This window comes from Paenibacillus dendritiformis, assembly GCF_945605565.1.
GTDB lineage: Bacteria > Bacillota > Bacilli > Paenibacillales > Paenibacillaceae > Paenibacillus_B > Paenibacillus_B dendritiformis_A.
Map to the genome: position 1 here is coordinate 5,364,965 of NZ_OX216966.1, position 26,359 is coordinate 5,391,323.

Genomic DNA, 26,359 nt, shown 5'->3' on the forward strand with positions numbered 1-26,359 from the left:
AGAGACCGCTCTGATGCGGTCTCTTTGTATTGTTGTATCGTGAAGACGGCATTAGCCGTCGCCTATTCACATCTTATTCGTCGCGTTGGCGGCGTCCTTCATCATTGAAGCGGCGCGGTTTGCGATCGCCGTTACGGTCCCGGTAATCTCCACGGCTGCCGCCGCCCCGGTTGTCGCGGCCATATCCGCCACGGTTATCCCGGCCGTAGCCTCCGCGGCGCTCGCCGCCTCCTTGGCGTCCTCCGCGATTATACGGCGCGGACAGCTTGCGTCCGCTGGAGCGAAGGTCCGGCTTGCGGCGCTTCACGCGAATCGGATCTTCTGGTGTCAGCGAGATCTGGACATCCTTCTTCTCGCCCGTCAGCAGCTTGAATGCCGCGGACAGCAGATGCACCGAATCGTACTGCTCGAGCAATTGAATCGCAATGCCCTTGTACTCGTTCAAATCGGTATCCTTCAGCACTTCCATCATACGTTCGGCGACAATGCGCTGCTTGCCCTCGATCGCATCCGCCAGCGTCGGCATCGGCTTGCGCGGGATGCGGTGGCGGGTCACCCGTTCGATGAAGTTCAAATGGTCAATCTCGCGCGGCGTAACGAACGACCAGGCGCTGCCTTCCTTGCCGGCGCGGCCGGTACGGCCGATCCGGTGCACGTAAGATTCCGGATCCTGCGGCAGGTCGAAGTTGATGACATGGGTAACCCCGGATACGTCCAAGCCCCGGGCAGCCACGTCGGTAGCGACCAGCACATCGATGCTGCCGTCGCGGAATTTGCGCATGACGTTGTCACGCTGGTTCTGGGACAGATCACCGTGCAAGCCGTCAGCGGAATAGCCGCGCTTCTGCAGCGCTTCGGACAGTTCGTCGACACGGCGCTTCGTGCGGCCGAATACGATCGCGAGCTCCGGCGATTCCATGTCGAGCAAGCGGCTCAATGCATCGAACTTCACCCGTTCAGGCACTTCGATATAAGCTTGTTCGATCAGCGGTGCGCTCACCTGCTTCGGCATGACGGAGACATGCTCCGGATCGCGCAGGAATTGATTCGCCAGCTTCTGGATGTTCGGCGGCATCGTGGCCGAGAACAGCATCGTCTGGCGCTCTTCCGGCACGAGGCTCAGAATCGACGTGATGTCTTCCATGAAGCCCATGTCGAGCATCTCGTCCGCCTCGTCCAATACGACCGTCTGCACATGGTCCAGACGAATCGTCTTCCGGTTAATATGGTCAAGCAAGCGGCCCGGCGTTCCGATAATAATCTGCGGGTGCTTTTTCAGTGCGCGAATCTGCCGGCCAATATCCTGTCCGCCGTAAATCGGCAGGGAACGAACTCCTTTGAATCGGGTCAGCTTGCCGATCTCTTCGGCTACCTGAATGGCTAACTCGCGGGTAGGGGTCATGACGAGAGCGACGACTCGCTCTTCCGACGGGTCAATCTTGGAGATAAGCGGAATTCCAAATGCGGCGGTCTTGCCTGTTCCTGTCTGAGCCTGTCCAATCAAGTCACGTCCCGTCATGGCTACCGGAATCGCTTTTTCTTGAATCGGAGTGGCTTCTTCAAACCCTAATTCCGTAATCGCTTGAAGCAATTTCGGCTCCAGGCCGAATTCAACAAATGTCTTCAATATATTCATACTCCTTCATTGTGGACAATCCACAGCCTTGTCTGTATTCTTAAGTAGCGCGACAATGGTGACGAAAGGCACTTCCAGCCATTCGTCTTCTCATATACAATGCGGAGGGGTCCTGCACGGCGGACTTCCACCATGTAATCATATTATGGACATCGTGGGTATCATAAGCCTACTCAAGAATATCCAGCATATTATAACACAAATGATTAAAAGAATACCAGTTCCGAACTAACCAATACTACCTCATGAGGTGACTTCACGTTGAAACGAATTTTCCACTGCATCATTATCATTATCGGCGCCGCCTGCATCGCCGCCTCCTTCAATCTGTTCCTGCTCCCGCACCATTTGCTCAGCGGCGGGTTATCGGGCGTGTCGCTGGTAACGAATTACTTGACCGGCTGGAATCCAAGCGTCTTGTACTTCACCTTTAACCTTCCGATCCTGATCTGGGGCTGGTTCGTACTGGGCAGGCGGTTCATCGGGTACAGCATTCTCAGCGTCGCCACTACGACCTGGCTGCTGACGGTCATTCCCGTCCATTCGGTGACCAATGAGCCGCTGCTTGCCGCCATCTTCGGCGGGACGCTCGTCGGAATTGGAAGCGGAATCTCGCTGCGCGTCGGCGGCTCTTCCGGCGGCTTCGACATCATCGGATCGATCGTGACACGCTATCGCGATTTCTCGATTCAGAGCATCCTGATTATCTTGAACGGCGCCGTTATTTTCTCGCACGGATACATATCCCAGGAATGGGAGCTTGTCCTCTATTCCATGGTGTCCATCTTCACGACGGGCAAAATCATCGGCACGATCTACATCAACCATTACAAGGTGACCGTGTTTATCATTACCCGGGAGAAGGAAGCGCTTATCAATAAGCTGCTTTGTCTTCCGCACGGCGTAACCGTTATCAAAACGCGAGGCGCGTTCACCGACATAGAGAAGGATATGCTCATGACTGTGACAACCCGCTACGAGCTGCCCGATCTGAAGCGCAGCATCATGGAGATCGATCCGAAGGCGTTCGTCAATATTGTGGAGACGGTCGGCGTCATCGGCAATTTCCGGCGCCCGCTGTCGAAGTAAGCGTTCTGCGGGGACATGCTCCCTCCAGCCAAAAACCAAGAGGCTGTCCCAAAAGTAGGTATGCTCACTTGAAGGGGCAGTTCGCTTGATGGAAACCTGTGCAAAAAACAAAGAAATGGCGATGCTAGGTGGTTATCCCTGCATCGCCATTTCTGACTTTTGGTCGATTGCCGCCTTCTTAAGCAAATTGTGGGCGAGCGAAAGCCACCCGACCTCGAGGCTCACTTTGGGCAGGCCTCGAAGCAGAAAACGTCTGAATCCCCGATTGTTTTTCATTTGTCCAAATACACTCTCCGGTTCAATCATTCTCCGAACCGACAGCGCGTATCCTTCCTCACTCCTGAGTTTCTCCCGTGCTTGCTGCTTGTAACGTAGGTATTTCAAACTCACGCTGATTTCCCGGTTCCCTTTTGCTTTCGTACAAGTTGCTTTGAGTGGACATCCTTCGCAGCTTTCGCTTCGGTAGTGTCGCTTCCGTACCTCATATCCGCTTTCAGTCATTTCCTTGCTTTCGTAACGAAACAGCAGTTGGCGACCCGCTGCACACGTCCACCTATCTTCGGCTTCGTCGTACTGCCAGTTGTCCAGCTTACTGATATCTTGCTGCCACTTCTTCGACTTTTCCTTGTGGTATGTGCTGTATTTCACCAATGCTTCTAGTTGTTCGCTTTCCAAGTAAGCATAGTTTTCTTCTCCGCCGTACCCTGCATCTGCGATGACTGTTTTCGGCAGCTTGCCAAGAGCTGCTTTAACCTTCTCCAAATGCGGCTTAAGGCAGCGCGTGTCGGTCGGGCGTTGATGCAAGCTGTAGCCGATAATGAACTGGTTTTCCGTTCCAATCTGCACATTGTAGCCGGGCTTGAGTTGGCCATTACGCATGTGATCTTCTTTCATCCGCATGAAGGTGGCGTCGGGATCTGTCTTGCTGTAGCTGTTCCGGTCGCCGAGGCGCTCTTGATGGGTCTCATATTTTTGCAAACGCGGGAGGAGGTCTTTTCGGAGTGCGCGCACCGCTTTTTTAAGAGACTTGTCCTTCGGTTGGGTTTGCAGTTTTGCCTCCAATTGCTGAACGGCCGCCTCCAGCTTTTCGCTGGTCAGCGCGGATGCTTCGCCGAGCTCGGCAAGGTCTTGCCCAGCCTGCTCCTGATCTTCCTGCTTCTCCGCCGCTTCGATCGTTGCAAACAATGTCTGTACTTTTTCTTGCAACTTCGCTTTCTGTTTTACAACGGCCTTGCCCCAGACGAACGTGTACCGATTGGCATTCGCCTCAATTTTGGTACCGTCGACAAAGTAATGCTCGAGCTTTACATACCTTTCCTCAGCAAGAAATTGAAGGACGCTTGTGAAAACGACCTCCAGCACATTTTTCATTCTCTCGGAGCGAAAGCGATTAATGGTACGGAAATCTGGACGCTGTCTACCAGCTATCCACATAAACATGACATTCTCTCGGACCGCTTTGGCAATTTGGCGAGAGGAGTAGATCCGCTGTGTGTAGGCGTAAATAATAACTTTGGTAAGCATTTTAGGATGGTAACTGTCGCGTCCTCCGCCAGGATAGGCGGCTTTAAAGATCTGGTCGTCCAAACGATTGACCGCCTCGTTGACGACTCGAACAAGGTGATTTTGGGGAATGTCGTCCTCCAAGTCCATTGGCAGATACAGTTGGTCCATGGTATATTGAATGTACAAAGAAACCTCTCCTTTTGGTATGTGGTTGGGTGGTACCTCCATTTTACCAAGGAAAGGTTTTTTTTGTTTTACAAATTGAAGAAGGGGTGTCCTTCAGTCATCTAACGATGACCTTTTGGGACAGCCCCTTGTTCGATCATCTTATGAGTCCATACCTGCTATTTTAGAGGGCGCGCGTATTCTGCGCCAGCGCCAGGAAATAGTCCAGCGTCTTGTTCACGCGCTTCACGACATGATCATGCGCTGGCACGCCGTCAGCGGTAAATTCCCGCTGATCTCCTCCGATCGAGATCCACTCCGGGCAGTTGATTCCGTGCAGGTTCCGCACGATCGTCTGGAGGTGGGACAAGGAGCTGACGCCGACCGCACCGCCAGCCGAGCTGACCGACAGCACCACCTTGTTGTTGAAATACTCGAAATTCAAGTAGTCGAGCGCATTTTTCAGCACGCCCGACAGGGTGCCATGGTACTCCGGCGTCGCCAGCACAATCGCGTCGCTCTCCTTGACCGCCTTCTTCAGACGAAGCACGTTCGCATTCTCCTCGTCCACATCCGGGTCGTACAAAGGAAGCGGCAGGAGATGCAGCTCCACTACCTCCGCCTCGTGATCCTTTCCTTGCAGCCGTGCCGCGATATAGCGCACCAGCTTGGAGCTGGTCGCGTCCGCGTGATTACTCCCGGCAATACATACAATACGCACAATCTTCTCTCCTTCCGTCATGTTGCGGTTGGCAAGCGAACATCATCTATGGATGAACAACCTGACCTAACGGGAGGGGATGACATACCCGCTGCCAGAACGGCAGCGCTTCTTTTCCAACAACGCCAGGTCTGTCCATTCTGCGCCCGGCGCTTCACGTGTCAAATACGCTTCCGCATGAGTGAACGCTTCTGCTTCCGATTCGGCGATCACGACACAGACGAACGGTCCCTGCGCCGATGACGCTTCCAACCGAAATATGTACATGCCTTCGTCCCTCCCCTTTTGCAAATCATACATAAACAGGAAGTAACCGTCAAGAAAAGGCTCAATTCTACAGGTTGAAGCGGCTATCGTCTATGCGGAGCATTGATCTCGTTTTTCGACAAATGAAACACACCGCGCCTCAGCTCCGCCTTCTGAGAGCCGCGGTGTATTAAGGTTCGCCTATAACGATATTTTTTTCCTGTATGCCTCGGCTTCCGACGGAGACGCATAAACAAAATGACCCGGCCGAATCTCAATCAACTCCGGACGTTCCGACTTATAATCATGGATGTCCGGATTGTAGTATATCCGCTTGCGGTTCCGCTCGTGATGCGGATCTGGCAGCGGTATCGCCGACAGCAGCGACTGCGTATACGGATGCAGCGGCCGTTTATACAATTCATCGGCATTGGCCAGCTCCACGAGCTTGCCGTTATACATGACCCCGATCCGATCGGAGAAATATTTGACGACCGACAGATCATGCGCGATGAACAATATCGTCAGTCCCAGCTTCTTCCGCAGCCGGTTGAGCAGATTCAGCACCTGAGCTTGAATCGATACGTCCAGCGCCGATATCGGCTCGTCCGCGATGATCAGATCAGGGTTCGTAATCAGCGCCCGCGCGATGCCGATCCGCTGCCGCTGGCCTCCGGAAAATTCGTGAGGGTACCGGCTCGCATGCTCTTTGGTCAGACCGACCATCTCCAAAATGTCATAGACCATGGCAAGCATCTCTTTTTCGTTCTTGCACAGCTTGTTGATTTTGAGGCCTTCCCCGATAATTTCCTTGACCGTCATTCGCGGGTTCAGCGAAGCGATCGGATCCTGGAAAATCATCTGCATGCCGCGCGTCACTTCTTGTCTCGCTTCCTTGCTCAACCGACCCGAAATCAGCTTCCCATTGAAGTAGATCTCCCCGCTAGTAGGCTGGTACAGACGGATAATCGTCCTGCCGGTCGTCGTCTTTCCGCAGCCGGATTCGCCGACGAGACCGAACGTTTCCCCCTTGTGAATCGTGAAGCTGACATCGTCGACCGCCTTCAGTACCGTTTTTCTCCGTCCGAACCCGCTCGTGAAGTATTGCTTCAGATTTTTCACTTCCAGCACCGGCGGTACCGTCGAATTCATCATGTTATCGCACCAGCCTTTCGGTTTGCTGCGCAATCCGCCGCTTCAGGACATCAGGAAGCTGCACGGGCGGAGCATTCGGGTGAAGGAGCCATGTGGCGGCAAAGTGCGTATCGCTCACTTGGTACATCGGCGGCTCCTCCTCGAAGTCGATGCGCATCGCATAGCGGTTGCGCGGCGCGAACGCGTCTCCCTGCGGCGGGTACAGCATATTTGGCGGCGTGCCCGGAATAACGAGCAGCTCATCCGATGCGCTTGTATCCAGATCAGGCATTGAGACGAGCAGACTCCATGTATACGGATGCTTCGGATTATAGAAAATTTCATCCACCGTGCCGTATTCCACGATTTTACCGGCATACATGACCGCTACCCGATCCGCCATATTCGCCACAACGCCCAGATCATGCGTAATAAAAATGACCGACAGCTGGCGCTCTTTTTGAATCTGCTTGATCAAATCAAGAATTTGCGCCTGAATCGTCACGTCCAGCGCCGTCGTCGGCTCATCGCAGATCAATATTTCCGGATCGCTCGCCAGCGCGATGGCAATGACAATCCGCTGTCTCATCCCTCCCGAAAATTGGAACGGATACTGCTCAAACCTTTTCTCCGGATCGGGGATGCCGACCGCTACCATCAGCTCCAGCGCTCTTTCCCGGGCCTTCGCTTTGCTGATGTTGTGGGCCCGAAGCGCTTCCATAATCTGCTTCCCGACCTTCATGATCGGATTCAACGAAGACATCGGATCCTGAAAGATCATCGCGATTTTGGAGCCGCGAATCTGCGTAAATTGCCGCTCCGTATATTGGGTCAGATCATCCCCTTGATAGAGTATGCTTCCACCCTCAATATTGGCGTTCTTGGACAAAATGCCCATAATCGCTTTATTGGTCACCGATTTGCCCGAGCCCGATTCGCCGACAATCGCCAGCGTCTCTCCGCGATGCAGCTCGAAGCCTACGCCGCGCACGGCATGAATCTTGCCCGCAAAGCTGTTGAACGTAATACGCAGATCCTTGACCTGCAATACCGTTTCCTTGTTCGTTGCCACAGTCATCTGTCTTCACCCCGCTCCTATTCTTGTCCTCTTAGCGTCGGATCAAAGGCATCTCGCAGTCCGTTCCCGAACAAGTTGAACGAGAGCATCAGAATCGAGATGACAATGGCCGGGAACAGCGTCAAATGAGGATGATCCAGCAGCAATTTCTGACCATCCGCCAGAAGAACGCCAATCGAAGGCTCAGGCGCGCCAATCCCCAATCCTAGATAAGACAGGAACGACTCGGTGAATATAGCTCCCGGAACAGCAAGCGTCGCTTGGGTAATGATCGGACCGATAGCGTTCGGCAGGATGTGCCGGAAGATGAGAACCCGATCTTTGGCTCCCATCGTTCGCGATGCCAATACATATTCCTGTCCCTTGTATTTATAGAACTGGGCCCGAATCATCCGGCTCATCCCGATCCAGCCGGTGATGACCATCGCCAAAATGATCGGCATAATTCCCGCTCCCAAAAACATGACAAATAGAATGACGAGCACAAGCGACGGAACACCGTTCAATATTTCGATAATCCGCTGCATAATCATGTCAACTTTTCCGCCGTAATACCCGGATATCGAGCCGTAGGTGATGCCGATGAGCACGTTAATCGTAACGGCCATGAATCCGATTAGAAGCGAAATTCGCGTCCCTTTCCACAGGCGCGTCCACTGATCACGCCCCAGCGAGTCCGTACCCATCCAAAAATACTGATCCTTTGCTTCTTTTAATTGGTACATGTCTACTTTCGCCTTCACCATCGGAATTTTGCGGCCGCGATACTCCATTTCGAATTCATCGATGATTTTGACGACGCTGTCTTTATATTTCACATCCAGACTGGCCTTTTGAATATCCATCGTCCTCGTGCCGTCGAAGATGCCCAGCTTCTCGATCCCCGGCACGCGCGGCGGCAGCAAGGTCCATTCAATATGCTGCTCGCGGTATGTAAAGGAGCTGAGCAATGGGGCGATGATAGCCATCAAGATAATAAAGCCGATAAAAAAAGCGGCAACGGTGGACGCTTTATTTTTGCGGAAACGCAGCATCGCGTCCTTGAAAAAGCCGATCGCCTGACCTTCGAACTTCTGGTCGGCGAGCTGCTTCTCGCGCTGCACCAGCTCGAACGGGTTCTGCCCTTTACGTTTCTCCGTTTCGATGTTCATCATTTCTTCCCTCCCATGCGGATCCGCGGATCAATGATGCCGTAAGACAGATCCACGACCAAAATGCTGATTAGGCCGATCAAGGAATAAAAGAACATGATGGCAATCGTTAACGGATGATCGAGAGAGTTAATCGAGTTGACCACCAGAGAGCCAAGCCCTGGCACGCTGAAAATGTTCTCAATGACGATCGCTCCCGACAAGATCGAGAAAAACAACGGAATAATAATATTGGACAGCGGAACGAACGAGTTGCGAATCGCATGGCGCAAGGTCGCCTGCGTGAGGGTTAGCCCCTTCGTCCGGGCCAGCAGCATATAGTCCGAGTTAAGCGCTTCGCATAGTTCCGCTCTCAGATAGCGGGTAATGACCGCGATTTCACCGAAGGATAACGCCAGAACCGGCAAAATCATCGATTGCAGCTTCGTCCAGCTCAGCGATTGCTCCGCCGAGAGAAGGATCGGCACCAGTTCCCATTTGAACGCGACGATATATTGGAGCAGCGCCGCAATTACGAACGAAGGCACCGAGATGAACAGCACGACCATAATATTAAGGGTATGATCGGTCGCGGTATTCTTCTTTAGCGCCGCCCAAATGCCGAGCATAATGCCGATCGGCAGTGTAAAGATAAGCGCGAAAACATTAAGCTGGATCGTAATCGGCAGCTTGTCCTTAATAATATCGAAGACCGGAACCTTCGGCTGCACTTTAATCGAATCGCCGAAATTGAAGCTGAGGAAATCTTCCAAAAAATATACGTACTGGACAACAAGCGGCTTGTCCAAATGGTATTTCGCTTCGATGCGCTCCTTCACGTCCAGTGGCAGCATTGGATCGCTCACGATGCTTCCAGGCATGGAATGGATCAGAAAGAAAAGCAGGCTGATGATCAGAAACAAAGTGATTGCCATTGCAACCAGTCTTTGCGATATGTAACGCAGCATGGGCCTGAAGCTCCTTTTCGCAAATTCGGAGACCTTGTGCAACGGATGGTTGCGCAAGGCCTCCAGCTTTTACCTAGTCATGAATGATGGATTGCAGCGGAGCGAACTCGATTTCCGGGAAAAATTTCCCTTTAGCCAAAAGTTCAATCCGGTCCTGATACAGCATTGCATTATCATTTTGGAACAGCGGAATTTGCGGAACATAGTCCAGCAGCATTTTTTCCATTTCCACTAACGCTTGAAGTCTTTCCTCAGGTTTCAGCAGCAGATCCCCGGTCGTCGTCCGCTTTTGGAGCTCGTCGAATTCCGGACTGCTGAAGCGATGCGAACGGTTCGGGAAGTCGGTTCTCCATGCCTTCATGCTGGACCATGGGTTGAACGCGTTCTGGGTAATGGCGCCAATGCCCAATTCAAAATCACCGTCCCGGTAGGCGTCATAAGCGGCATTAAATGGCATTGCACGCAGCTTGATGTCAAGGCGGTCTTTGCCGAACAGATTCTCGTACAACTCTTCCGTCACTTCAGCGGTTTGCTTCATCGTATCTTGGGCATCGAAATAAGTAATTTCAATCGTGATCTTCTTGTTACCATTCGCCGCGTAGGCCTTATCGAAATATTCCTTCGCGAGCTCCGGATCGTAGCCGGTTCCTTCGGGAAGGATCGCCTTGGCCGCTTCCGTATCGCGGTACTTTTCTCCCTTCCGATAATCCCCTACCATGCAAATCGTAGAAATATAGTACGGAGCAGATTTGAAGGTTTTGAAAATCCCCTTCGACAATTTATCGCGATCGATTCCGTAGAACAGCGCTTTACGCAAATCATTGTTCGCCAGAATCGGATTTTTCTTCGATTCGGTATTTACATAGAAGCCCCATACCGATTTCGCTTCGGTATAGACAACTCTTGGATCGTCGCCATATTTATCGAATTGCTCCCCGCTGATCGAGACACTTTCGATTTCGCCCTTCTCCCATAACTGCATTCTGGTGGAGCTATCCATGACGACCCGGTTTTCGATGCGATCCGGCGTATAGACATCTTTCAACGTTGCATCCGGATTTTTCTCGAATACGCGGTACTGGTCGCGCACCCACTCAGTCAGCCGGTACGTGCCGCTGGAAGGTACTTGTTCCAGCGTCGTCCCATACGTCGTGGACGTTCTATCCGCATTCATGCCCGCCTCATACAATTGTTTGTGGATGGGCGATGTCGCTCCCCCGCCTGCAAAGACGCTAAATACATCAATTTCAGGCATTTCTGTCTCCAGCACAATCTCCAGCGTCAGGTCATCCTTCGCTTTAATGCCGACCTCTTCCCACTTGGCTTCACCCTTAAAATATTTGTTAGCGCTTACAACTGGTATACTATCGAATAGGATGAACGCATTGCGGTTGACCAGCTTCGGGTCCAGCAGCATCTGGTATGAATATTCATAATCATGCGCCGTAATTGGCGTTCCATCCGTCCATTTTAGTCCTTCCTTCAGATTGAAGGTCCATGTTTTGTTGTCAGAAGTCACTGGCAAATCAACAGCCTGGTAAGGCACAAACTTCACATTGTCCGTTGCTTCATCATAGATCAGTTCAAGCAAACTGCCATAAATATACTCCATCAGCTTCGACGCCTCTGCATTTTCACTCATATGCTGGTTAAACGTCTCCACCGATACACTGGAAAAGCGCATCACGGACTGCTTGTCGGAAGCTTCCTTCTCCCCGGAATTTTGCTTGCTTTCCCCCTCTGTGCTCTCTTGCTTCGTCTGGCTGGCGTCATTGCCGCCTCCGCTGGTGCAGCCAGCGAAGGATAGCGCCATCAACATGGCCAAAATCACCAGAAAAGGTTTTTTTGGCTGTGTCATAAGATCCCCTCCTCATGTTAAATGTTGTTCATGTATGTCAATTTATGCGGGTAACAATGAAAACGGACATGCAGAAAACCTATTCCATCGACAAAATTCCTCATGGAATCAATTAAATGTTAATTAATGCAATTATGATCCATTTTTTTACCAGATCAAATCTTTGGATATAGGATATGCAATACATTACATTGGTGACAAAGAAGTATACGCTCGAGGAAAATAGTGGAATGCAATTATTAAAAGCCTATCAAAGTGACAAATCGTAGTCAAGATATAAATATGTGATCTGGAAGGGGGATATTGTTAAACTTAATAAAGAAGAGAAATTAACCCTAAAATACGGTGTATGTTCCAGCACCAAACTTCTTTCTTCTCAATTTTCTTACTTAACCGAAAAAACAGTAGAAAACTTCACAATCGAAAACAGCATAAGAACTCGAACTGCAGAGGCCTGCTATGTCTGCCCGGGCAGTTCTACGTAAAAAGGGTCTGCACTAATTGCAAACCCGAGTATGGATCCGCTTTATGTTGAAAGCTGTTTTATGTAGATACTCCGTCATCCTGTACTGTATTTTTGTGTTTTACCGCTGAAGTCTCATCACTCAACGTCCGTAGCGGCGTAATACAAAAAGCGCCCGCTGTGATCAGCATCAAACAAATTCCATTCACACGAACGACAGATTGAAGTTCGACGCCTAGATGCAACAGATACGACATGAGCGCCAAAGATAACGGAGTCAAAGCGGTCGATACTGATGTCATAATCGCTGTCACTTTACCCAGCATATGAGGCTCTGTCGTCTTCTGAATGTATGTAAAAATGGGAATGTTAGAAAGTTGGATCGAGTAGCCGATTGCGAAAAGCGCGCATACCGCCAGCGCAAACTGGTGTATGAAGCCGAGTGCGCTATAGCCGAGCACGACGACGGCCAGGAAGCACAGCATAATAAGCCCGGGACGAACAAACGTTTTGCACAACGAGGTCGTAAGCGCTCCCAGTATAAATCCGATGCCCAGCGAGATCTGCAGACAAGCAAGCACGAAGGCGCTGCCCTGCAAAATATCCCGGGCCATAATCGGAATCATGACTCCCATCGGCCCGGCGATAAAAAAATTCATGAGGAAACCAATTCCTGTGGTAATTGGCAAAATGCGATGCCCCCGAACATAGGCAAGCGAAGCGCGAAAGTCCTCCCATGGGGTTGTTGAGCGTGTGGATTCAACCTGCTGCGGCGAGGTTCGAACGCAAGCGATAAGCAATGAAGAAATGAGAAGCATTGCCATACAGAACAAAAAAACTCCAGTAAATCCGATAGAAATAATTAATGTACTGCCTATGAGCGGCCCGATAATAAGGCTGTATTGCCCGGCCATCCGCAACAGTCCATTCGCCCGCTGCAGCGAATCTTTATCGGTAATGGAGACGATCATGGAAGAATGCGCAGGACCGGAAAATGCGTCCATAATGCCAAACAGAAAAGAAACGATGATCAGGAAAATCGGAGTAAGCGTATCGGTCAGATAACAAGCCAAAATGGACGCGATAAGAAGCAATTCCGACCACTGCGAGATAAGAACGACCAATTTTCGGTTTAACCGATCGGCAATAATTCCGCCATAGATCGTAAACAACAGCCGGGCGAACGTAGAGGCGAACAACATCATGCCCAAATAACTGCGCGACTCGTACATCGTGAGCATCAGCCATTCCACGGCGATGATATAAATAAAATAACCGGGACTGGAAATGAGGGCCGCCGTCAAAAAGAAGCGGTAATTGCGATTGCCCCAAATACCGGATTGGGGCGTGGCTTTCAATTGCTGGTCCATCGAACTACGTCCTTTCATAAAGCATATCCACTTTTATCCCTCTTTTTTTGAATCAATATATTCTATTCATTAACAAAAGTCAATATAATGGTCAAAATATCATACTCAACTACAAAGGAAATGAACGAGCTAGTCTCTGTTCGTTCCGCTGTTCACTACTTCGCTGAATCTCGTTGGTCTTATTAGGCAGGTCAGGCTTTGACCTTACTTTTGCATGTTGATGCATGGACTGAATAATCTCCATTAACAAGTTTCATATATTTTTTCACATTCTTTTTTATTGGAGGGCATGGAGTTATTCCGGATTCGATACGTTTCAGCGGACAGGCGTTGCCTTGGCAAGACGGCCTAAAGAAACATTTGGTGCATGCCGGGTCTTCATTAACGCCGCCTGTAGTCCACAAACTCCATTTCTCTTGATCGATTACTACGTCACCGTTTTCTAATATGTCGCCTACATGGTTATAAGGGTTATTAAAAGCAACAGTACATTTATAGATCATTCCATCTGAGCCGATAACTAGAGAAGAAGGATTGGAAGCATAGCATTCAGAGCCACCCGGTTGTAAATATTGCTTATAATGATCGAAACTGAATCCCTTTTCCCTTGCTTTATAATAAAAAGGAAATAATTCTTTACTATCGCATAAATGGATATCGGAGTTCTGTTCTTTTTCTAGGTTTCCAATAGGTGAAAAATGTAGGTCAAAGCGTGGATCATCTGCAAAAAGATCTCCAATCATTGAAATATACTCATTCATCGTTGTGGCTACTTCGTGATTGACATTAGAGCGAATAACAACATGAAAATTCTCCGAGCTTTGCTGCATTTGCATAACATTAGACATAATAGTATCAAATGTTTTTTCTCCAAACCTTCCAACCCGGTAACGATTATGGGTTTCAGCGGTTCCGTCAAGCGTTATTTGGAATGATTTTATTTCAAATTTAATTAATTGGTCAAATTTCTCTTTATCAAGTAAATATCCATTAGTCGTAATGCCCGCTCGATAAAGAACATTGTTTTTCTTACAAATTTCTATTATTTCTGGAGACATCTTTTCTATTACATTAAAGGATTTCAGTGGTTCCCCACCAAACCAGTTTATAACCAGACTATTATACCTACCTAACGTTTTCTCCAAATACTTGAGGATGCCCTTCTGTACAGATTCCTTCATTTCCGACTTAACAAAATCCTCATAACAATAGATACAACGAAAATTACAGTCCTCGTTTGGCATCAAGATAAGTTGAAGAGTCCGGTTAAAAGACAACAAATTATACTTTTGTGCTGTAGCCAATTGAAACTCATTCACATCCTCACGTACAAAATATCCTTTTTGATATAAAAAAGATATCATTTCGGAGTTGTTATTTTCATCCTGTGACAGATCGATTGATTTTATTCTCAGTAATTCCTTCACACGCTCCGCTTGCTTACCATAAAAAATAGTGATTGTCCCACGATACGAATTATATAATCTGAGCATGTCCTTTTCTTCAGCAAGTACATTGAAACGCGAAGGCTTGACTAAACTTTTATTTACAGTAATAGAATCCCCTATAACCAAATTAACACCTCCAAAACTTATGAGATTACAGGAAGGGTACCCTCCCTGTAATCGCTTTCACCCTAAAAAAAGACTATTCAGAAACAGACCACATTAAGAATAATTTTTCCATCTTTATTACTCATCGCAAACAATTCTTCCATATCTTCTCACCTCCTTCGATTTCTAAAATAATCCTAATATGGTTAGTAGTCAATATACACTAAATATTCTTTATTTTTTTGTAATATATTCTATCAATGGTTAAGTAAGTAATTATTAAATCTTTGTTAAAAAAGAAGGAAATCCTGTTCCTACGTAGAAAACGAACACAACCGGAATCGTGCTCAAGCTCTCATCATCCAGAAATGCGTTCTAACGAAGCTGACGGCTTGCGCCGGGAAAGGAGCCGTTTTGGCACTGAAACGCTTATCGCTTATTACTGCTCTACTTACAGCAATTTACCTGGTCCTTAACTCTCATGTCCCGACTCTCGTCAATCTCTCGAATTCCTTTTTCATCATCGGGCTCGTCTATTTATGTATCGCTTTGTTTTGCCATGTCCGAAATATCGGATTTTTCAAATCTTTGAGTTACCATCTCCAGCGTAAAAGACAAGCCGAAGACGCGGCCAATCGCATCGATGCCGCAGGCGGAGAGTCAATGTCCAAGCCGAAGCTGCATGAACATGCCGCCCGGATCGGCAGCGGCCCATGGCCGAACCGGATGTTTTATCTGTTCGCGATTCCGTTGCTGCTCTGTTCACTCGCGCTTGCATACGCTTCCATGTAGCACAATAACAAAATCCGGCCGACCGCATCGGTTGCAGTCAGCCGGATTTTTATGCGAGAGCTTGAATGGCGGATATCCAATCCCTTCCCTTATTGGGACAGGCGGGTTGCCAGCTCGTACAGCTCCATATTGAATTCTTTTTTGGTGTTGACGACCTTGTCAATATCGGTTGCGACCAGTTCGCCCCGGATCATGCCGCATCCCTTGCCGGAGTCGCCCTCCATCAGCTTGCGGACCGCGAAGTCGCCAAGACGGCTCGCCAGAATCCGGTCGAAAGCGGTCGGCGTTCCGCCGCGCTGGATATGTCCGAGCACCGTAACGCGAGGCTCGACCGTCGGGCAGCGCTCGATGATGCCTTGAGCCACATCTTCGCCGCGTCCTACCCCTTCAGCGACAATGACGATGCTGTGGCGCTTGCCTGCTTCGAAGTTATGCTTCATCCGCTGGGCCACTTCATCGATATCGAACGGCACTTCCGGCACCAGAATGGATTCCGCGCCGCTGGCCACACCGGCATACAACGCGATGTCGCCGCAGTGGCGGCCCATAACTTCGACGACAGAGGAACGCTCATGGGAGCTCATCGTGTCGCGCAGCTTGTTCACCGCATCGACCACGATGCTGACCGCCGTATCGAAGCCGATCGTATAGTCGGTATACGAGATGTCATTATCAATCGTTCCTGGAAGGCCCATCGTCTTGATTCCCAGCTTGCTGAGCTTGTTCGCGCCTTGATAGGAGCCGTCGCCGCCGATGACGATCAAGCCGTCGATGCCCTGCGCGCGCAGAATGTCCGCGCCCTTGCGCTGGCCTTCCTCCGTACGGAACTCCTGACAGCGTGCCGATTGCAGAATCGTGCCGCCCCGCTGGATAATATCTCCGACGCTGCGCAGATCCATCGGACGGATATCCTGATTAAGGAGGCCTTGATAGCCGCGCTGAATGCCGAACACCTCGATTCCATTGAATAAGGCTGCCCGCACCACTGCGCGAATCGCCGCGTTCATACCTTGGGAGTCTCCCCCGCTCGTCAGGATAGCAATTTTTTTGACATCAGACATGTTGTTTCCTCCTAGTTCTCCTTATGCGTATGTTTACGTATCCAGCGACTGTTGACCCAGAAGAACAACCGCATCAACGGACTATTCCGCATCAATCGCCGGCATACGTCCTGCACCTCAGCTTGGTCTCGTACTTTTGGATCGGACAGATACAACGCCAGAAGCCCTTCGATAATCATCCGGTGGAACCGTTCCTCCGGCAGCTTCTTCACCTGCTCCTTCGCCGCTTCCGCGATATGGCCAATCCGGTTCACGACCGTAGATTGGTTCGGGTAGTAATGGCAGAAATTCAAGTCTCCGCCCACCCGGTCTTCCTCCTGATCAATCAAATAATCGAGCAGAATGTGAAGTCCGCATACATATGGAAAATAAGCTTCCCGGATGAGCCCGGCATCCTCCCTCGTTAGCCCGCCGTCCATAGAAGCGGCGAACAGTTGGAACACGCCGAGGGTTGAGCCCGTCGCAGCGGCGAACTCATTCCACGTCAATTCCGGGAACTTGGCCTCATAGTCCCGCCACCAGGCGAGCAGCGCTTCTTCCCGCTTCGCCGGATCGATATGCTTGTACACCTGAAGATCGGTATACAACCCGACGAGCCAGACGATATCCGTGCGGGCGGCTTCGTAGCCGGGAAGCTGAGCGATACAGGTCCGGCACTTCTCCACCAGTCCCCGCAAATACCCGCCATCGTTCTTGTCTTCCCTCAGGGCGTAATAGTCTGCAAGCGGGCGCTCGGGCTGGACTGCATCCAGCATCGATTGGTGCAGAAGCCGGAAATCATCCGGATCCAGCGAGGTGCTGCGGTCGCACAGATTATCCAAATAATCGCTTATCGTCTGAAAAGCTACAATCAACGGAATCATGATACCACGCGTCTCCGGCCGGATGGCAGCGTATACCGCGCCTCCTTGACAGTGAAACTGCTTCGTGGCGATGCTGGCCAAGGCCTGTCTGCGCAGTTCTTCGTTCGGAATATTCTCTGCCCGCGCCCGCCAGGTATCCAGTTCGGAACGTACCCCCGGCAGTATGTATTTATATACGCGGCGCATGAGCCGCAACGGCCCTCTTGGAGCCACTGAACGGCTAAGCTTGTGATGGTCCAAGAATAACCTCCCGTTCTCCAGTCCTCCACCAGTGGATGCACTCATTTTAGCCAAAACTATTATATTACGAAGTGACTCTTTGCACAAACATTCCTGCGCCTTTTTGACTACAGATGGCTTTTGGCCACAGTATCCTGCTGCACGCGGAACCACAGATGAAGATCGTTGATGATGCTGGCCAGTTCCGCAATGTCCCAGTTCAGACGGCAGGATGCTTCAAACCGTTCTTCCTCATTCAGTTCGTACTGCAAGGCGATAATGCGGCCCTCGAGCTGCTTCACACGCTCCGGAATGCAGCTTCGGATGTCTTCCCAACGCGCGATGACCTCGGCCTGTTCCGCGAAACTTAACGAATCCCAGGGCACGAGCAGCACCGGGAGCTCAATGCCAAGCCGCTCATCCCGCTCGAAGCGATACCGATTCATTCCCGCGACCTCTCTCCTCCCGCTTCCTGTGCAAAAGCGACTTTTGCAGTTACTGTACCATTACGGGCCTGGAAAGTAAATGTCATCTGTCGCGAATCTCGCCCCGCATCCCGTAAAAGCATGATATACTATAGCATGCTTTGATTGATGCAATGCTTGACTTCACGGGGGGAACCAACATGTCGCAACCGATTGTGAAGAACCGTGACGCCCATTGGCTGCGTGCCTTTACCTTTTCCATCTTTATGGCGTCATCCGTCGTCGTATCCTATTTGCCGCTTTATTATCAGGCACTCGGGTTTACAAGCGTTCAGATTGGATTGCTCTACTCCATCGGACCGCTTATCTCCATCGTGTCCAATCTGTTCTGGGGCTTAACCAGCGATCGGCTCGGCACATTGAAAAAAGTTCTGATTCTGCTGCTGTGCGCCCAAATCATCCTGTCGCTTATTCTTAGTCAATTCGCTTCCTTCGGGGCGGTTGTCCCGGTTCTTATTCTGTTCTATTTCTTTTATTTCCCGATATTTCCCCTAAACGACAGCTTCTCTATCGTGACGGCGCAAGCTCAGGGCAAAAGCTTCATCGGCATCCGGGTGTTCGGCTCGATCGGATTCGCCGTCGCCGCCCTGCTGTTCGGCATGGTGCTGCGCGCGACAGGCGCCATCTATACCGTATGGGTGCTCGTATTCATCGGAGTCTTGTCGCTCGGCATTGCCTTCTTCCTGACGGACAAGCGAGCATCGATGAAAAAAATGGAGTTCTCCGGGCTGTGGGCGGTGCTCAGACAGCGCGAGGTGCTGTTGTTCTTCCTGTTCGTGCTGCTGCTCGCCATCGCGCACCGATTGAATGAGGCCTTCCTTGGAGTGACGCTGACCGGACTCGGCGCGGACGAGTCGCTCGTCGGCTGGGCCTGGATGCTGTCGGCCGTAAGCGAGATACCGATCTTCTTCCTGCTGAACGCTTTCGGCGATCGCTTCAAGGAGCTCCCGCTGCTCGCTTTCTCCGGCTTGACCTATGCGATCCGGCTGCTGCTCGTGGCCAATCTGCAGGCACCCGGCGCCATCGTGGCGACGCAGCTGATGCATAGCGTGTCCTTCGGTATTTTTTATTTTGTCGCCGTCCGTTACATCAGCCGGGTTATACCCGAAGAATACCGTTCCACAGGACTCGCACTCTATACGATCGTATGGTCGAGCATCGCCGGTCTGCTGAGCGGCACGTTCGGAGGCATGCTGCTCGAAGCGAATGGCAAGGACATGGTCTTCCATGTCGGGGCGGCATTCGCCGTCGCCGCCTGCGCGGGCTTCCTCGCAATGGCCGTTCATTCCCGCTATGCCGAGACCGGGACGCGATGGCCAAGGCGCCGCCGATAATTTGCGGCAAGATAGCGGAATTACGCCGTGCAGACCATCGGCACCAGGATGCAGCAAGTCATTGGGAGGTGTCGCCACCGAGGCCATGTCAAGCCTTAAGTGAGGGCCCCGTCCTGAGACCGCAGCATTGAAAGGCGACGCCGCCAGGACGCGCTGGGTTCGTCGTCACTCCGGTCATCACGGCGGAAACCGTTGCAATCGGACATAGCGGCCCGTATAATATTATCAGGTCTTAGTACGTGGTACTAAATGATACACATCGCACAACTTGCAAGGAGCAGTGCAGGCCAAATCAGAGACGGACTTTTTGAACAACCTCTTATATAGCGAAGGAGAAATGATACGATGACGTTATATGATACCGTGAAGGAAGTCATTCACAGCCGCCGGAGCGTTCGCCGCTTCACGGAGCAACCCGTCGCCGTCGAAGACGTGAAGGAACTCATCGACTGCGCGCGGTATGCGCCAAGCGACACGAATTCACAGACGTGGGAATTCATTGCAGTCATGAACCGGGAACGGATTCGGCAGATCGAGCAGATGACCTGGGACGCGCTGCACGCCAAGGCGGCCGAAGCGGAAAAGCGGGGTCTAACCAAGGAAGCGCGCCTGCTCGTCAAATCGTTCGGCCCCTATGCCACCGCCTTCTCCGACGCGCCCGTCCTGATCATTGGATTGGCGACACCTTATACGTCCAAGTTCCGCGATCGGATCTTCGATCCGATTCAATTCGTGCCGGAAGCCGTATGGGAGGAAGAGGGCATTAAGAGCAGCTGTCTCGCGCTGCAAAATCTGATGCTGGCCGCCCATGCACGCGGATTGGCGACCTGCCCGATGACCGGGCCCGTGCTGCTCGCCGCCGATGCGATCAAGTCGCTGCTTGACATTCCGCCGGACCGGCAGGTCAATATGGTGCTTTCGCTTGGCTATGCCGCCGATACGCCGGCCAAGCTTCCACGCAAGCCTGTCGAAGAGATTCTCCGCATTATCGAATAAACCCACGTGATGGTTCCAGCCCTCTATACAGACAAGCTCCTCCGGCCCCCGTTCAGACGAATGGGCCGAGGGGCTTGTCTTTATGTTTTCCTCCCCAACCGGACTCCGCGTCTGTTTTTCTTTGCGGCCCAGCCCATAACGTTACATCGAATCCGGCAGCAGCATCCGTTCCTGCTCATCCGGCTTGTAAGGCAGACGCCCGTACATTTGGCGGAACTGGACCGGCGTCATATGCTCCTGCTGCTTGAAGCGCTGGATGAAATAGCTTGCATGCCGGAACCCTGCCTCCTTGCCCACATGGGCGACGGCCATGTCCGGGCAGCTGATCAGGAGCTGCTTCGACTTCCGGATGCGAAGCCTGTTCACATATTGGAGCGGCCGCAGGCCGAAGGTGCGGCGGAACAGCGTGCAGACGTATTGCGGGGATACCTGCAGCCTATCCGCCATCTGCTGCAGGGAGACATCCTCCTGATAATGCTCGTGAATCCACTCGAGCAGCGGGGCCAGCGGTTGCGCGCCTGACTTGCGATGCAAGCCCCTGTCATGCCGGCCGCATTCGGACCATGCCATCATCAGCTCATAAGCCAGTGCGGACAAGCGGGGTCCATGACCGCCGCTCGCCCGGTCCAGCCAAGATATCGCTCGCCGAATGAGCGCCAGCGTCTGCTCCGGTTCACCGACCGTCATGGCGGCCGATTGGTGAACATGCACCATCGAGGTCAGCTCTTGAGCCAGCGCTCCGTGATAACCGAGCCAATAGATGCCCCACGGCTCCTCCAGCGGCCGATATACATGCGGCACATCCGGGTACAGAAGCACGCCCTGGCCCGGAGCAATCTCCACTGCTGGGCCGCCGCCTTCCCATTGGAACATGCCCCTTCCGCTCGTGCATTGCAGCCACTGATAGTCCGGGTAACCGTGCGGGCGGATCGTCTCCAGTTGGTTCGTCCAGCTTCCTACCGTGGTTACGACCAGAGGAAGCAGGCGCTCTTCGTCTGTCAGAATGGGGAAATGGATGCTGTCCAATCGGCCCCCCTCCTTGTCATAAAAATATCGAATTCTTTCATATTATTATATCCATTATAAAATCGTTAGATTGAAATGCAACGGATCACGGTCCTATCATAGATAGAGAACAGCTTCATATTGTGTCATTATTTTCATTCATGTTTCCCGATAACGAACGAGAGGATGATTTCCTTGACACTGCCCATCTGGCAAGATCCGACCAAGCTTCATCTGAACCGGCTGGATTCGAGAGCTTACTTCATCCCGCATGCCCAGGCAGACGAGGCGCTGACCTATGAGAGAGGGCTATCGCCCTTCTTCCAGCTGCTGAACGGGGAGTGGAAGTTCCATTACGCGCCTTCGCCGGAGCAAGCACCGAAGGAGTTCGAGCAACCGGACTATGATGACGCGGCGTGGGAGCGCATTCCCGTGCCGTCGAATTGGCAAATGGAAGGATATGGCGCTCCCGCCTATACCAACATACTGTATCCGTTCCCTGTCGATCCGCCGCATGTTCCCGGCCAGAATCCGACTGGCTCTTACCGCCGCACGTTCTGGATCGATGAATCCTGGTCCGGGCGGAGAATTGTGCTCCGCTTCGAAGGGGTGGACAGCGCCTATCATGTCTGGGTGAACGGCGTCCTTATCGGCTACAGCCAAGTAAGCCGAATGCCCGCCGAGTTCGATATTACCGACCATGTCCGCAGCGGACCGAACCTGATCGCCGTGCAGGTGTACCAGTGGAGCGACGGCACCTATCTCGAGGATCAGGATATGTGGTGGCTGAGCGGGATTTTTCGGGACGTCTATTTGCTGGCCTTCCCGGAAATGCATCTGTGGGACATAACCGTGCGCACAACGCTGGTCGACTCCGGTAAGCAAGCTCGGGTGGATGTGCAGACGCTCCTTCGCAACGCAGGCGGTTCCACTGCTGGCGGCACCCTGTCCGTTACCCTGCTGGATCGCTCCTTGCGGCCGGCGGCTGAGGGGGTTGCCGTCGACATTGGGATGCTCTCCGCGGGAGAGACACGATCGCTAAGCGCAGCGCTCGACGTGACGGAACCGAAGCTGTGGAGCGCCGAGACGCCTCACCTGTACCATTTGATGCTGGAGCTGAAGAACGCCCAGGGCGAAGTGATGCAGAGCGTCGCTCACCGCGTCGGCATCCGCGAAGTGAAGCTGGAGGGCGGCAATCTGCGCGTGAACGGCCGGGCGGTCATGTTCAAGGGCGTCAACCGTCATGAATTCCATCCTGACTTGGGACGGGCCGTGCCGCTCGCCACGATGATCGAAGATGTCAAGTTGATGAAGCGCTTCAACGTAAATGCGGTACGCACGTCGCATTACCCGAACGATCCCCGCTTCTACGAGCTGTGCGATGAGTACGGCCTGTACGTCATTGATGAGGCCGACCTGGAGACGCACGGATTCCAGCCCGCGGGAGACTGGTCCCGCCTTAGCAAGGACCCGGCCTGGACCGCAGCTTATGTTGATCGGATGGAGCGGATGGTCATGCGGGACAAAAACTTCGCGAGCATCGTCATGTGGTCGCTAGGCAATGAATCGGGCTATGGGCCGAATCATGGCGCGATGGCGGAATGGGCTCGCAGCTATGATCCTACCCGTCCGCTCCATTACGAGGGCGACTGGGACGATACGCTCGGCGTGGATATTCATTCCCATATGTACACCTCCGTTCAGGAAGTGGAGGAGATTGACGATCCGCGCCCGTTCATCCTGTGCGAATTCGCCCATGCGATGGGCAACGGTCCGGGCGCGTTCGAGGACTACGTCGAACTGTTCTACCGTTACCCGAAGCTGCAGGGGGCCTTCGTCTGGGATTGGGTCGATCAGGGCATCCGCCGGACCAGGGAGGACGGTCAGCAGGAGATGGCTTACGGCGGAGAGTTCGGGGAACGGATTCACGACGGCAACTTCTGCCTGAACGGGCTTATCGACGGCAACCGTCAACCATGGCCCGCGCTGCACGAATACAAAAAGGCGATCGAGCCCGTAAAAGTAACTGCCATCGATGCCGCTTCCGGACAATTCGAAGTGGAGAACCGTTTTGACTTCCTGCCGTTGAATGTCCTGCAAGGATTCTACACCGTTGTGGTCGGCGGACGCATCGCCGCCAGCGGCAGCTTCCCCGTGCCGGACATCGCTCCACGCCGCAAAGCGGCCTGGGCCTGGCGCATCGGCCCGGCAGTGCATGAGATCGCCCCTTCCCTGATCGGGCAGGACGTATGGCTGAAGCTGTCCTTCCAGATGCCGGCCAGCACGGCATGGGCGGAAGCGGGCCATGAGGTAGCCTGGGCCCATTTCCCACTTGATCCGGCCGTATTCCTGCCGCCAGCTTCGGCGGAGATGTCCTCGCATGTCCGTCCGAATCGTGCTTCAGCCCCAATCGGCGTGCGGGAGGAGGAAGAGGCCTATATCTTGACGGGACGCAGCTTCCGCCTCGACATCGATCGTCGCAGCGGCGCTCTTCTCGCCTGGCAGGCCGAAGGCTCGGATCTGCTGACATCCGGTCCGCAGCTGCAATTGTGGCGGGCCGTCATTGACAACGATATGTACAATGTTCAAGAGTGGCGCTCCTTCGGTCTCCATCAGATGGATGAGCGGGTGGACGAAGTTCAACTCGACGCATCCCGAGCCGGCGATGGAGTGGTTCGCATTATCCGCCGCACTCGCCTCGGCGCGCCGGCCTTGTCTTGGGGACTTCGCTGCCGGCATGAATGGACGATCCGGCAGGACGGAACCGTCACCTTGCATGTTCACAGCACGCCGGAGGGGAACCATCCGCAGGTGATGCCACGGTTCGGTTATGAACTGTCGCTTCCGGGCACCTTCGATCACTGCGCCTGGTACGGTCGCGGGCCGGGAGAGAGCTACGCAGACAGCAAACAAGCGGCGGGCCACGGCTGGTACGAAGCAAGCGTAAGCGATCTGATGACCGCCTATGAGAAGCCGCAGGAGAACGGCAACCGGACCGACACACGCTGGGCGGCTTGGACGAACCGCCGTGGATTCGGCCTGCTGGCGCTAAGCGACGGCACATTCGATTTCAGCGCCCATCGCTACACGATCGCCGACCTGGAGCGCGCGCCGCATCACGCGGATCTGACGCCGCGGGAAGATATTATCGTCCATCTGGATAAAGCCCAACATGGCCTCGGCAGCAACAGCTGCGGACCGAAGGCGCTGCCCCAGCATGAACTTCGCGTGGACGACATCGCCTTCACCGTCACGCTCGTCCCATTCAGCCGGGACGCGATCGCGCCCGATGCGCTTGCCCGCCGGGTCGCTTCCCTTCAGGACGCGGAATAATTAACATAGGAACGGGGCCGCTATCCGCAGCTCCGTTCCTCTTTTTCCGCAGAGGCACAGCCGCAGCTGTATTCATCGGCTAGCTAAGTTCTTAGGCGATGAATATCCGCCTCCTGTTTCTCCTGCCCCCAGCTCATAGTAAGGATGCAAGATGCTACTGATGAACTCATAGCTCCGAGTCCTTATGACCATTATCCCCGTCGCGCAGGAGAACGAAAAAGCCACAGAGTCACGGTCTTACATTCCGTATCCCTACAACGCAATAGATCAACTTGTAGCCTTACTTCCACGCTCCTTATGAACGATATCCCCGTGACTACACCGGAATCATGAACGATGGGAATATTGAGCGTAAGGAATAACGGAGACTTCCCTGACCGACGGGGATATTGACCATAAGGAATTACGAAGGCTTCCCTGACCGATGGGGATATTTAGCATAAGGAATTACGAAGGCTTCCCTGACCGACGGGGATATTTAGCATAAGGAATTACGGAGACCCCTGACTGACGGGGATATCGAGCATAAGGATTTACGGAGACTTCCATGACCGACGGGGATATTGAGCGTAAGGAGTAATGGAGGTTTCCCTGACCGAGTGGGATATTGACCATAAGGAATTGCGGAGACTTCCCTGACCGACGGGGATATTGAACATAAGAAGTTACGGAGACTTCCCTGACCGACGGGGATATTAAGCATAAGGACTTACGGAGACTTCCCTGACTGACGGGGATATTGAGCATAAGGAATTACGAAGGCTTCCCTGACCGACGGGGATATTGAGCGTAAGGAGTAACGGAGGTTTCCCTGACCGACTGGGATATTGAGCATAAGAAGTTACGGAGGTTTCCCTGACCAACTGGGATATTGAGCATAAGGAGTTACGGAGGCTTCCATGACCGACGGGATATCGAGCATAAGGAATTACGAAGGCTTCCCTGACCGACGGGGATATCGAGCATAAGGATTTACGGAGACTTCCCTGACCGACGGGGATATTGAGCATAAGGAATTACGGAGGCTCCCTGACCGACAGGGATATTGAGCATACGGAATTACGGAGGCTTCCCTGACCGACGGGGATATTGAGCGTAAGGAGTAACGGAGGTTTCCCTGACCGACTGGGATATTGAGCATAAGAAGTTACGGAGGTTTCCCTGACCAACTGGGATATTGAGCATAAGGAGTTACGGAGGCTTCCATGACCGACGGGATATCGAGCATAAGGAATTACGAAGGCTTCCCTGACCGACGGGGATATCGAGCATAAGGATTTACGGAGACTTCCCTGACCGACGGGGATATTGAGCATAAGGAATTACGGAGGCTCCCTGACCGACAGGGATATTG

At 52.5% G+C, this 26,359-nt stretch carries 20 protein-coding genes; 5 read left to right on the forward strand and 15 right to left on the reverse strand.

The features are described 5' to 3' along the window. Positions 1-73: 73 nt before the first annotated feature. Entirely contained in the window at positions 74-1,627 is a 1,554-nt protein-coding gene (gene cshA, locus NNL35_RS24085) for a degradosome RNA helicase CshA (protein WP_006678041.1), read from the reverse strand. Between the two features lie 270 nt (positions 1,628-1,897). On the opposite strand from cshA, the gene NNL35_RS24090 reads away from it, so the two are divergent. Further along, a complete protein-coding gene (locus tag NNL35_RS24090; protein WP_006678042.1) occupies positions 1,898-2,725 on the forward strand; it encodes a YitT family protein in 828 nt (275 codons plus the stop codon). A 132-nt stretch (positions 2,726-2,857) separates the two neighbouring features. Here the strand turns inward: NNL35_RS24090 and NNL35_RS24095 are convergent, their stop codons facing one another. The 10 genes from NNL35_RS24095 to NNL35_RS24140 all read right to left on the reverse strand — a co-directional run bounded on the left by NNL35_RS24095 (position 2,858) and on the right by NNL35_RS24140 (position 14,938). Beyond that, on the reverse strand, positions 2,858-4,417 hold the full coding sequence (locus tag NNL35_RS24095) for an IS1182 family transposase (protein WP_006679945.1): 1,560 nt from the start codon (positions 4,415-4,417) through the stop codon (positions 2,858-2,860). A gap of 163 nt (positions 4,418-4,580) precedes the next feature. Continuing rightward, a complete protein-coding gene (locus tag NNL35_RS24100) occupies positions 4,581-5,117 on the reverse strand; it encodes an NADPH-dependent FMN reductase (protein WP_040732194.1) in 537 nt (178 codons plus the stop codon). 66 nt (positions 5,118-5,183) lie between these two features. Then, positions 5,184-5,384, reverse strand: a complete 201-nt coding sequence (locus tag NNL35_RS24105; RefSeq protein WP_006678044.1) for a DUF3906 family protein — start codon at positions 5,382-5,384, stop codon at positions 5,184-5,186. Positions 5,385-5,564: 180 nt separating this feature from the next. Next, positions 5,565-6,518 (reverse strand): ABC transporter ATP-binding protein, encoded by a 954-nt coding sequence (locus NNL35_RS24110; RefSeq protein WP_006678045.1) that lies wholly within the window; start codon positions 6,516-6,518, stop codon positions 5,565-5,567. A gap of 1 nt (position 6,519) precedes the next feature. Continuing rightward, entirely contained in the window at positions 6,520-7,575 is a 1,056-nt protein-coding gene (locus NNL35_RS24115; RefSeq protein WP_006678046.1) for an ABC transporter ATP-binding protein, read from the reverse strand. A 17-nt stretch (positions 7,576-7,592) separates the two neighbouring features. Continuing rightward, positions 7,593-8,726 carry an ABC transporter permease gene (locus NNL35_RS24120; RefSeq protein ID WP_006678047.1) on the reverse strand — a complete coding sequence of 378 codons (1,134 nt, stop codon included), beginning with the start codon at positions 8,724-8,726 and terminating at the stop codon, positions 7,593-7,595. After that, the gene (locus tag NNL35_RS24125; RefSeq protein ID WP_006678048.1) at positions 8,726-9,673 is read right to left on the reverse strand and encodes an ABC transporter permease; all 948 of its coding nucleotides are present in this window, start codon (positions 9,671-9,673) and stop codon (positions 8,726-8,728) included. Before NNL35_RS24125 ends, NNL35_RS24120 begins: the two co-directional genes overlap by 1 nt. Before the next feature lie 73 nt (positions 9,674-9,746). Continuing rightward, the gene (locus NNL35_RS24130; protein WP_006678049.1) at positions 9,747-11,531 is read right to left on the reverse strand and encodes a peptide ABC transporter substrate-binding protein; all 1,785 of its coding nucleotides are present in this window, start codon (positions 11,529-11,531) and stop codon (positions 9,747-9,749) included. Positions 11,532-12,074: 543 nt separating this feature from the next. After that, positions 12,075-13,382 carry an MFS transporter gene (locus NNL35_RS24135; protein WP_083835589.1) on the reverse strand — a complete coding sequence of 436 codons (1,308 nt, stop codon included), beginning with the start codon at positions 13,380-13,382 and terminating at the stop codon, positions 12,075-12,077. Positions 13,383-13,555: 173 nt separating this feature from the next. Beyond that, the gene (locus tag NNL35_RS24140) at positions 13,556-14,938 is read right to left on the reverse strand and encodes a radical SAM/SPASM domain-containing protein (protein ID WP_006678051.1); all 1,383 of its coding nucleotides are present in this window, start codon (positions 14,936-14,938) and stop codon (positions 13,556-13,558) included. A 393-nt stretch (positions 14,939-15,331) separates the two neighbouring features. Here NNL35_RS24140 and NNL35_RS30460 point away from each other — a divergent pair, with 393 nt between their 5' ends. Next, entirely contained in the window at positions 15,332-15,709 is a 378-nt protein-coding gene (locus tag NNL35_RS30460) for a DUF3899 domain-containing protein (RefSeq protein WP_274380415.1), read from the forward strand. Positions 15,710-15,798: 89 nt separating this feature from the next. Here the strand turns inward: NNL35_RS30460 and pfkA are convergent, their stop codons facing one another. From pfkA to NNL35_RS24160, 3 genes are all read right to left on the reverse strand, one after another. Continuing rightward, entirely contained in the window at positions 15,799-16,770 is a 972-nt protein-coding gene (gene pfkA, locus NNL35_RS24150; protein WP_040732198.1) for a 6-phosphofructokinase, read from the reverse strand. A gap of 11 nt (positions 16,771-16,781) precedes the next feature. Beyond that, positions 16,782-17,819: a tetraprenyl-beta-curcumene synthase family protein gene (locus NNL35_RS24155; RefSeq protein ID WP_006678053.1), complete on the reverse strand. Its 1,038-nt coding sequence runs from the start codon at positions 17,817-17,819 to the stop codon at positions 16,782-16,784. A 161-nt stretch (positions 17,820-17,980) separates the two neighbouring features. Further along, positions 17,981-18,298: a hypothetical protein gene (locus tag NNL35_RS24160; RefSeq protein ID WP_006678054.1), complete on the reverse strand. Its 318-nt coding sequence runs from the start codon at positions 18,296-18,298 to the stop codon at positions 17,981-17,983. Between the two features lie 179 nt (positions 18,299-18,477). Between NNL35_RS24160 and NNL35_RS24165 the strand changes: the two genes are divergently transcribed. Both NNL35_RS24165 and NNL35_RS24170 read left to right on the forward strand, forming a co-directional pair. Then, positions 18,478-19,671, forward strand: a complete 1,194-nt coding sequence (locus tag NNL35_RS24165) for an MFS transporter (protein ID WP_006678055.1) — start codon at positions 18,478-18,480, stop codon at positions 19,669-19,671. A 345-nt stretch (positions 19,672-20,016) separates the two neighbouring features. Beyond that, positions 20,017-20,667 carry a nitroreductase family protein gene (locus NNL35_RS24170; protein WP_006678056.1) on the forward strand — a complete coding sequence of 217 codons (651 nt, stop codon included), beginning with the start codon at positions 20,017-20,019 and terminating at the stop codon, positions 20,665-20,667. Between the two features lie 141 nt (positions 20,668-20,808). Here the strand turns inward: NNL35_RS24170 and NNL35_RS24175 are convergent, their stop codons facing one another. After that, a complete protein-coding gene (locus NNL35_RS24175; protein ID WP_006678057.1) occupies positions 20,809-21,693 on the reverse strand; it encodes a helix-turn-helix transcriptional regulator in 885 nt (294 codons plus the stop codon). Between the two features lie 165 nt (positions 21,694-21,858). Here NNL35_RS24175 and NNL35_RS24180 point away from each other — a divergent pair, with 165 nt between their 5' ends. Further along, positions 21,859-25,005, forward strand: a complete 3,147-nt coding sequence (locus tag NNL35_RS24180) for a glycoside hydrolase family 2 TIM barrel-domain containing protein (protein WP_040732203.1) — start codon at positions 21,859-21,861, stop codon at positions 25,003-25,005. Positions 25,006-26,359 lie beyond the last annotated feature (1,354 nt).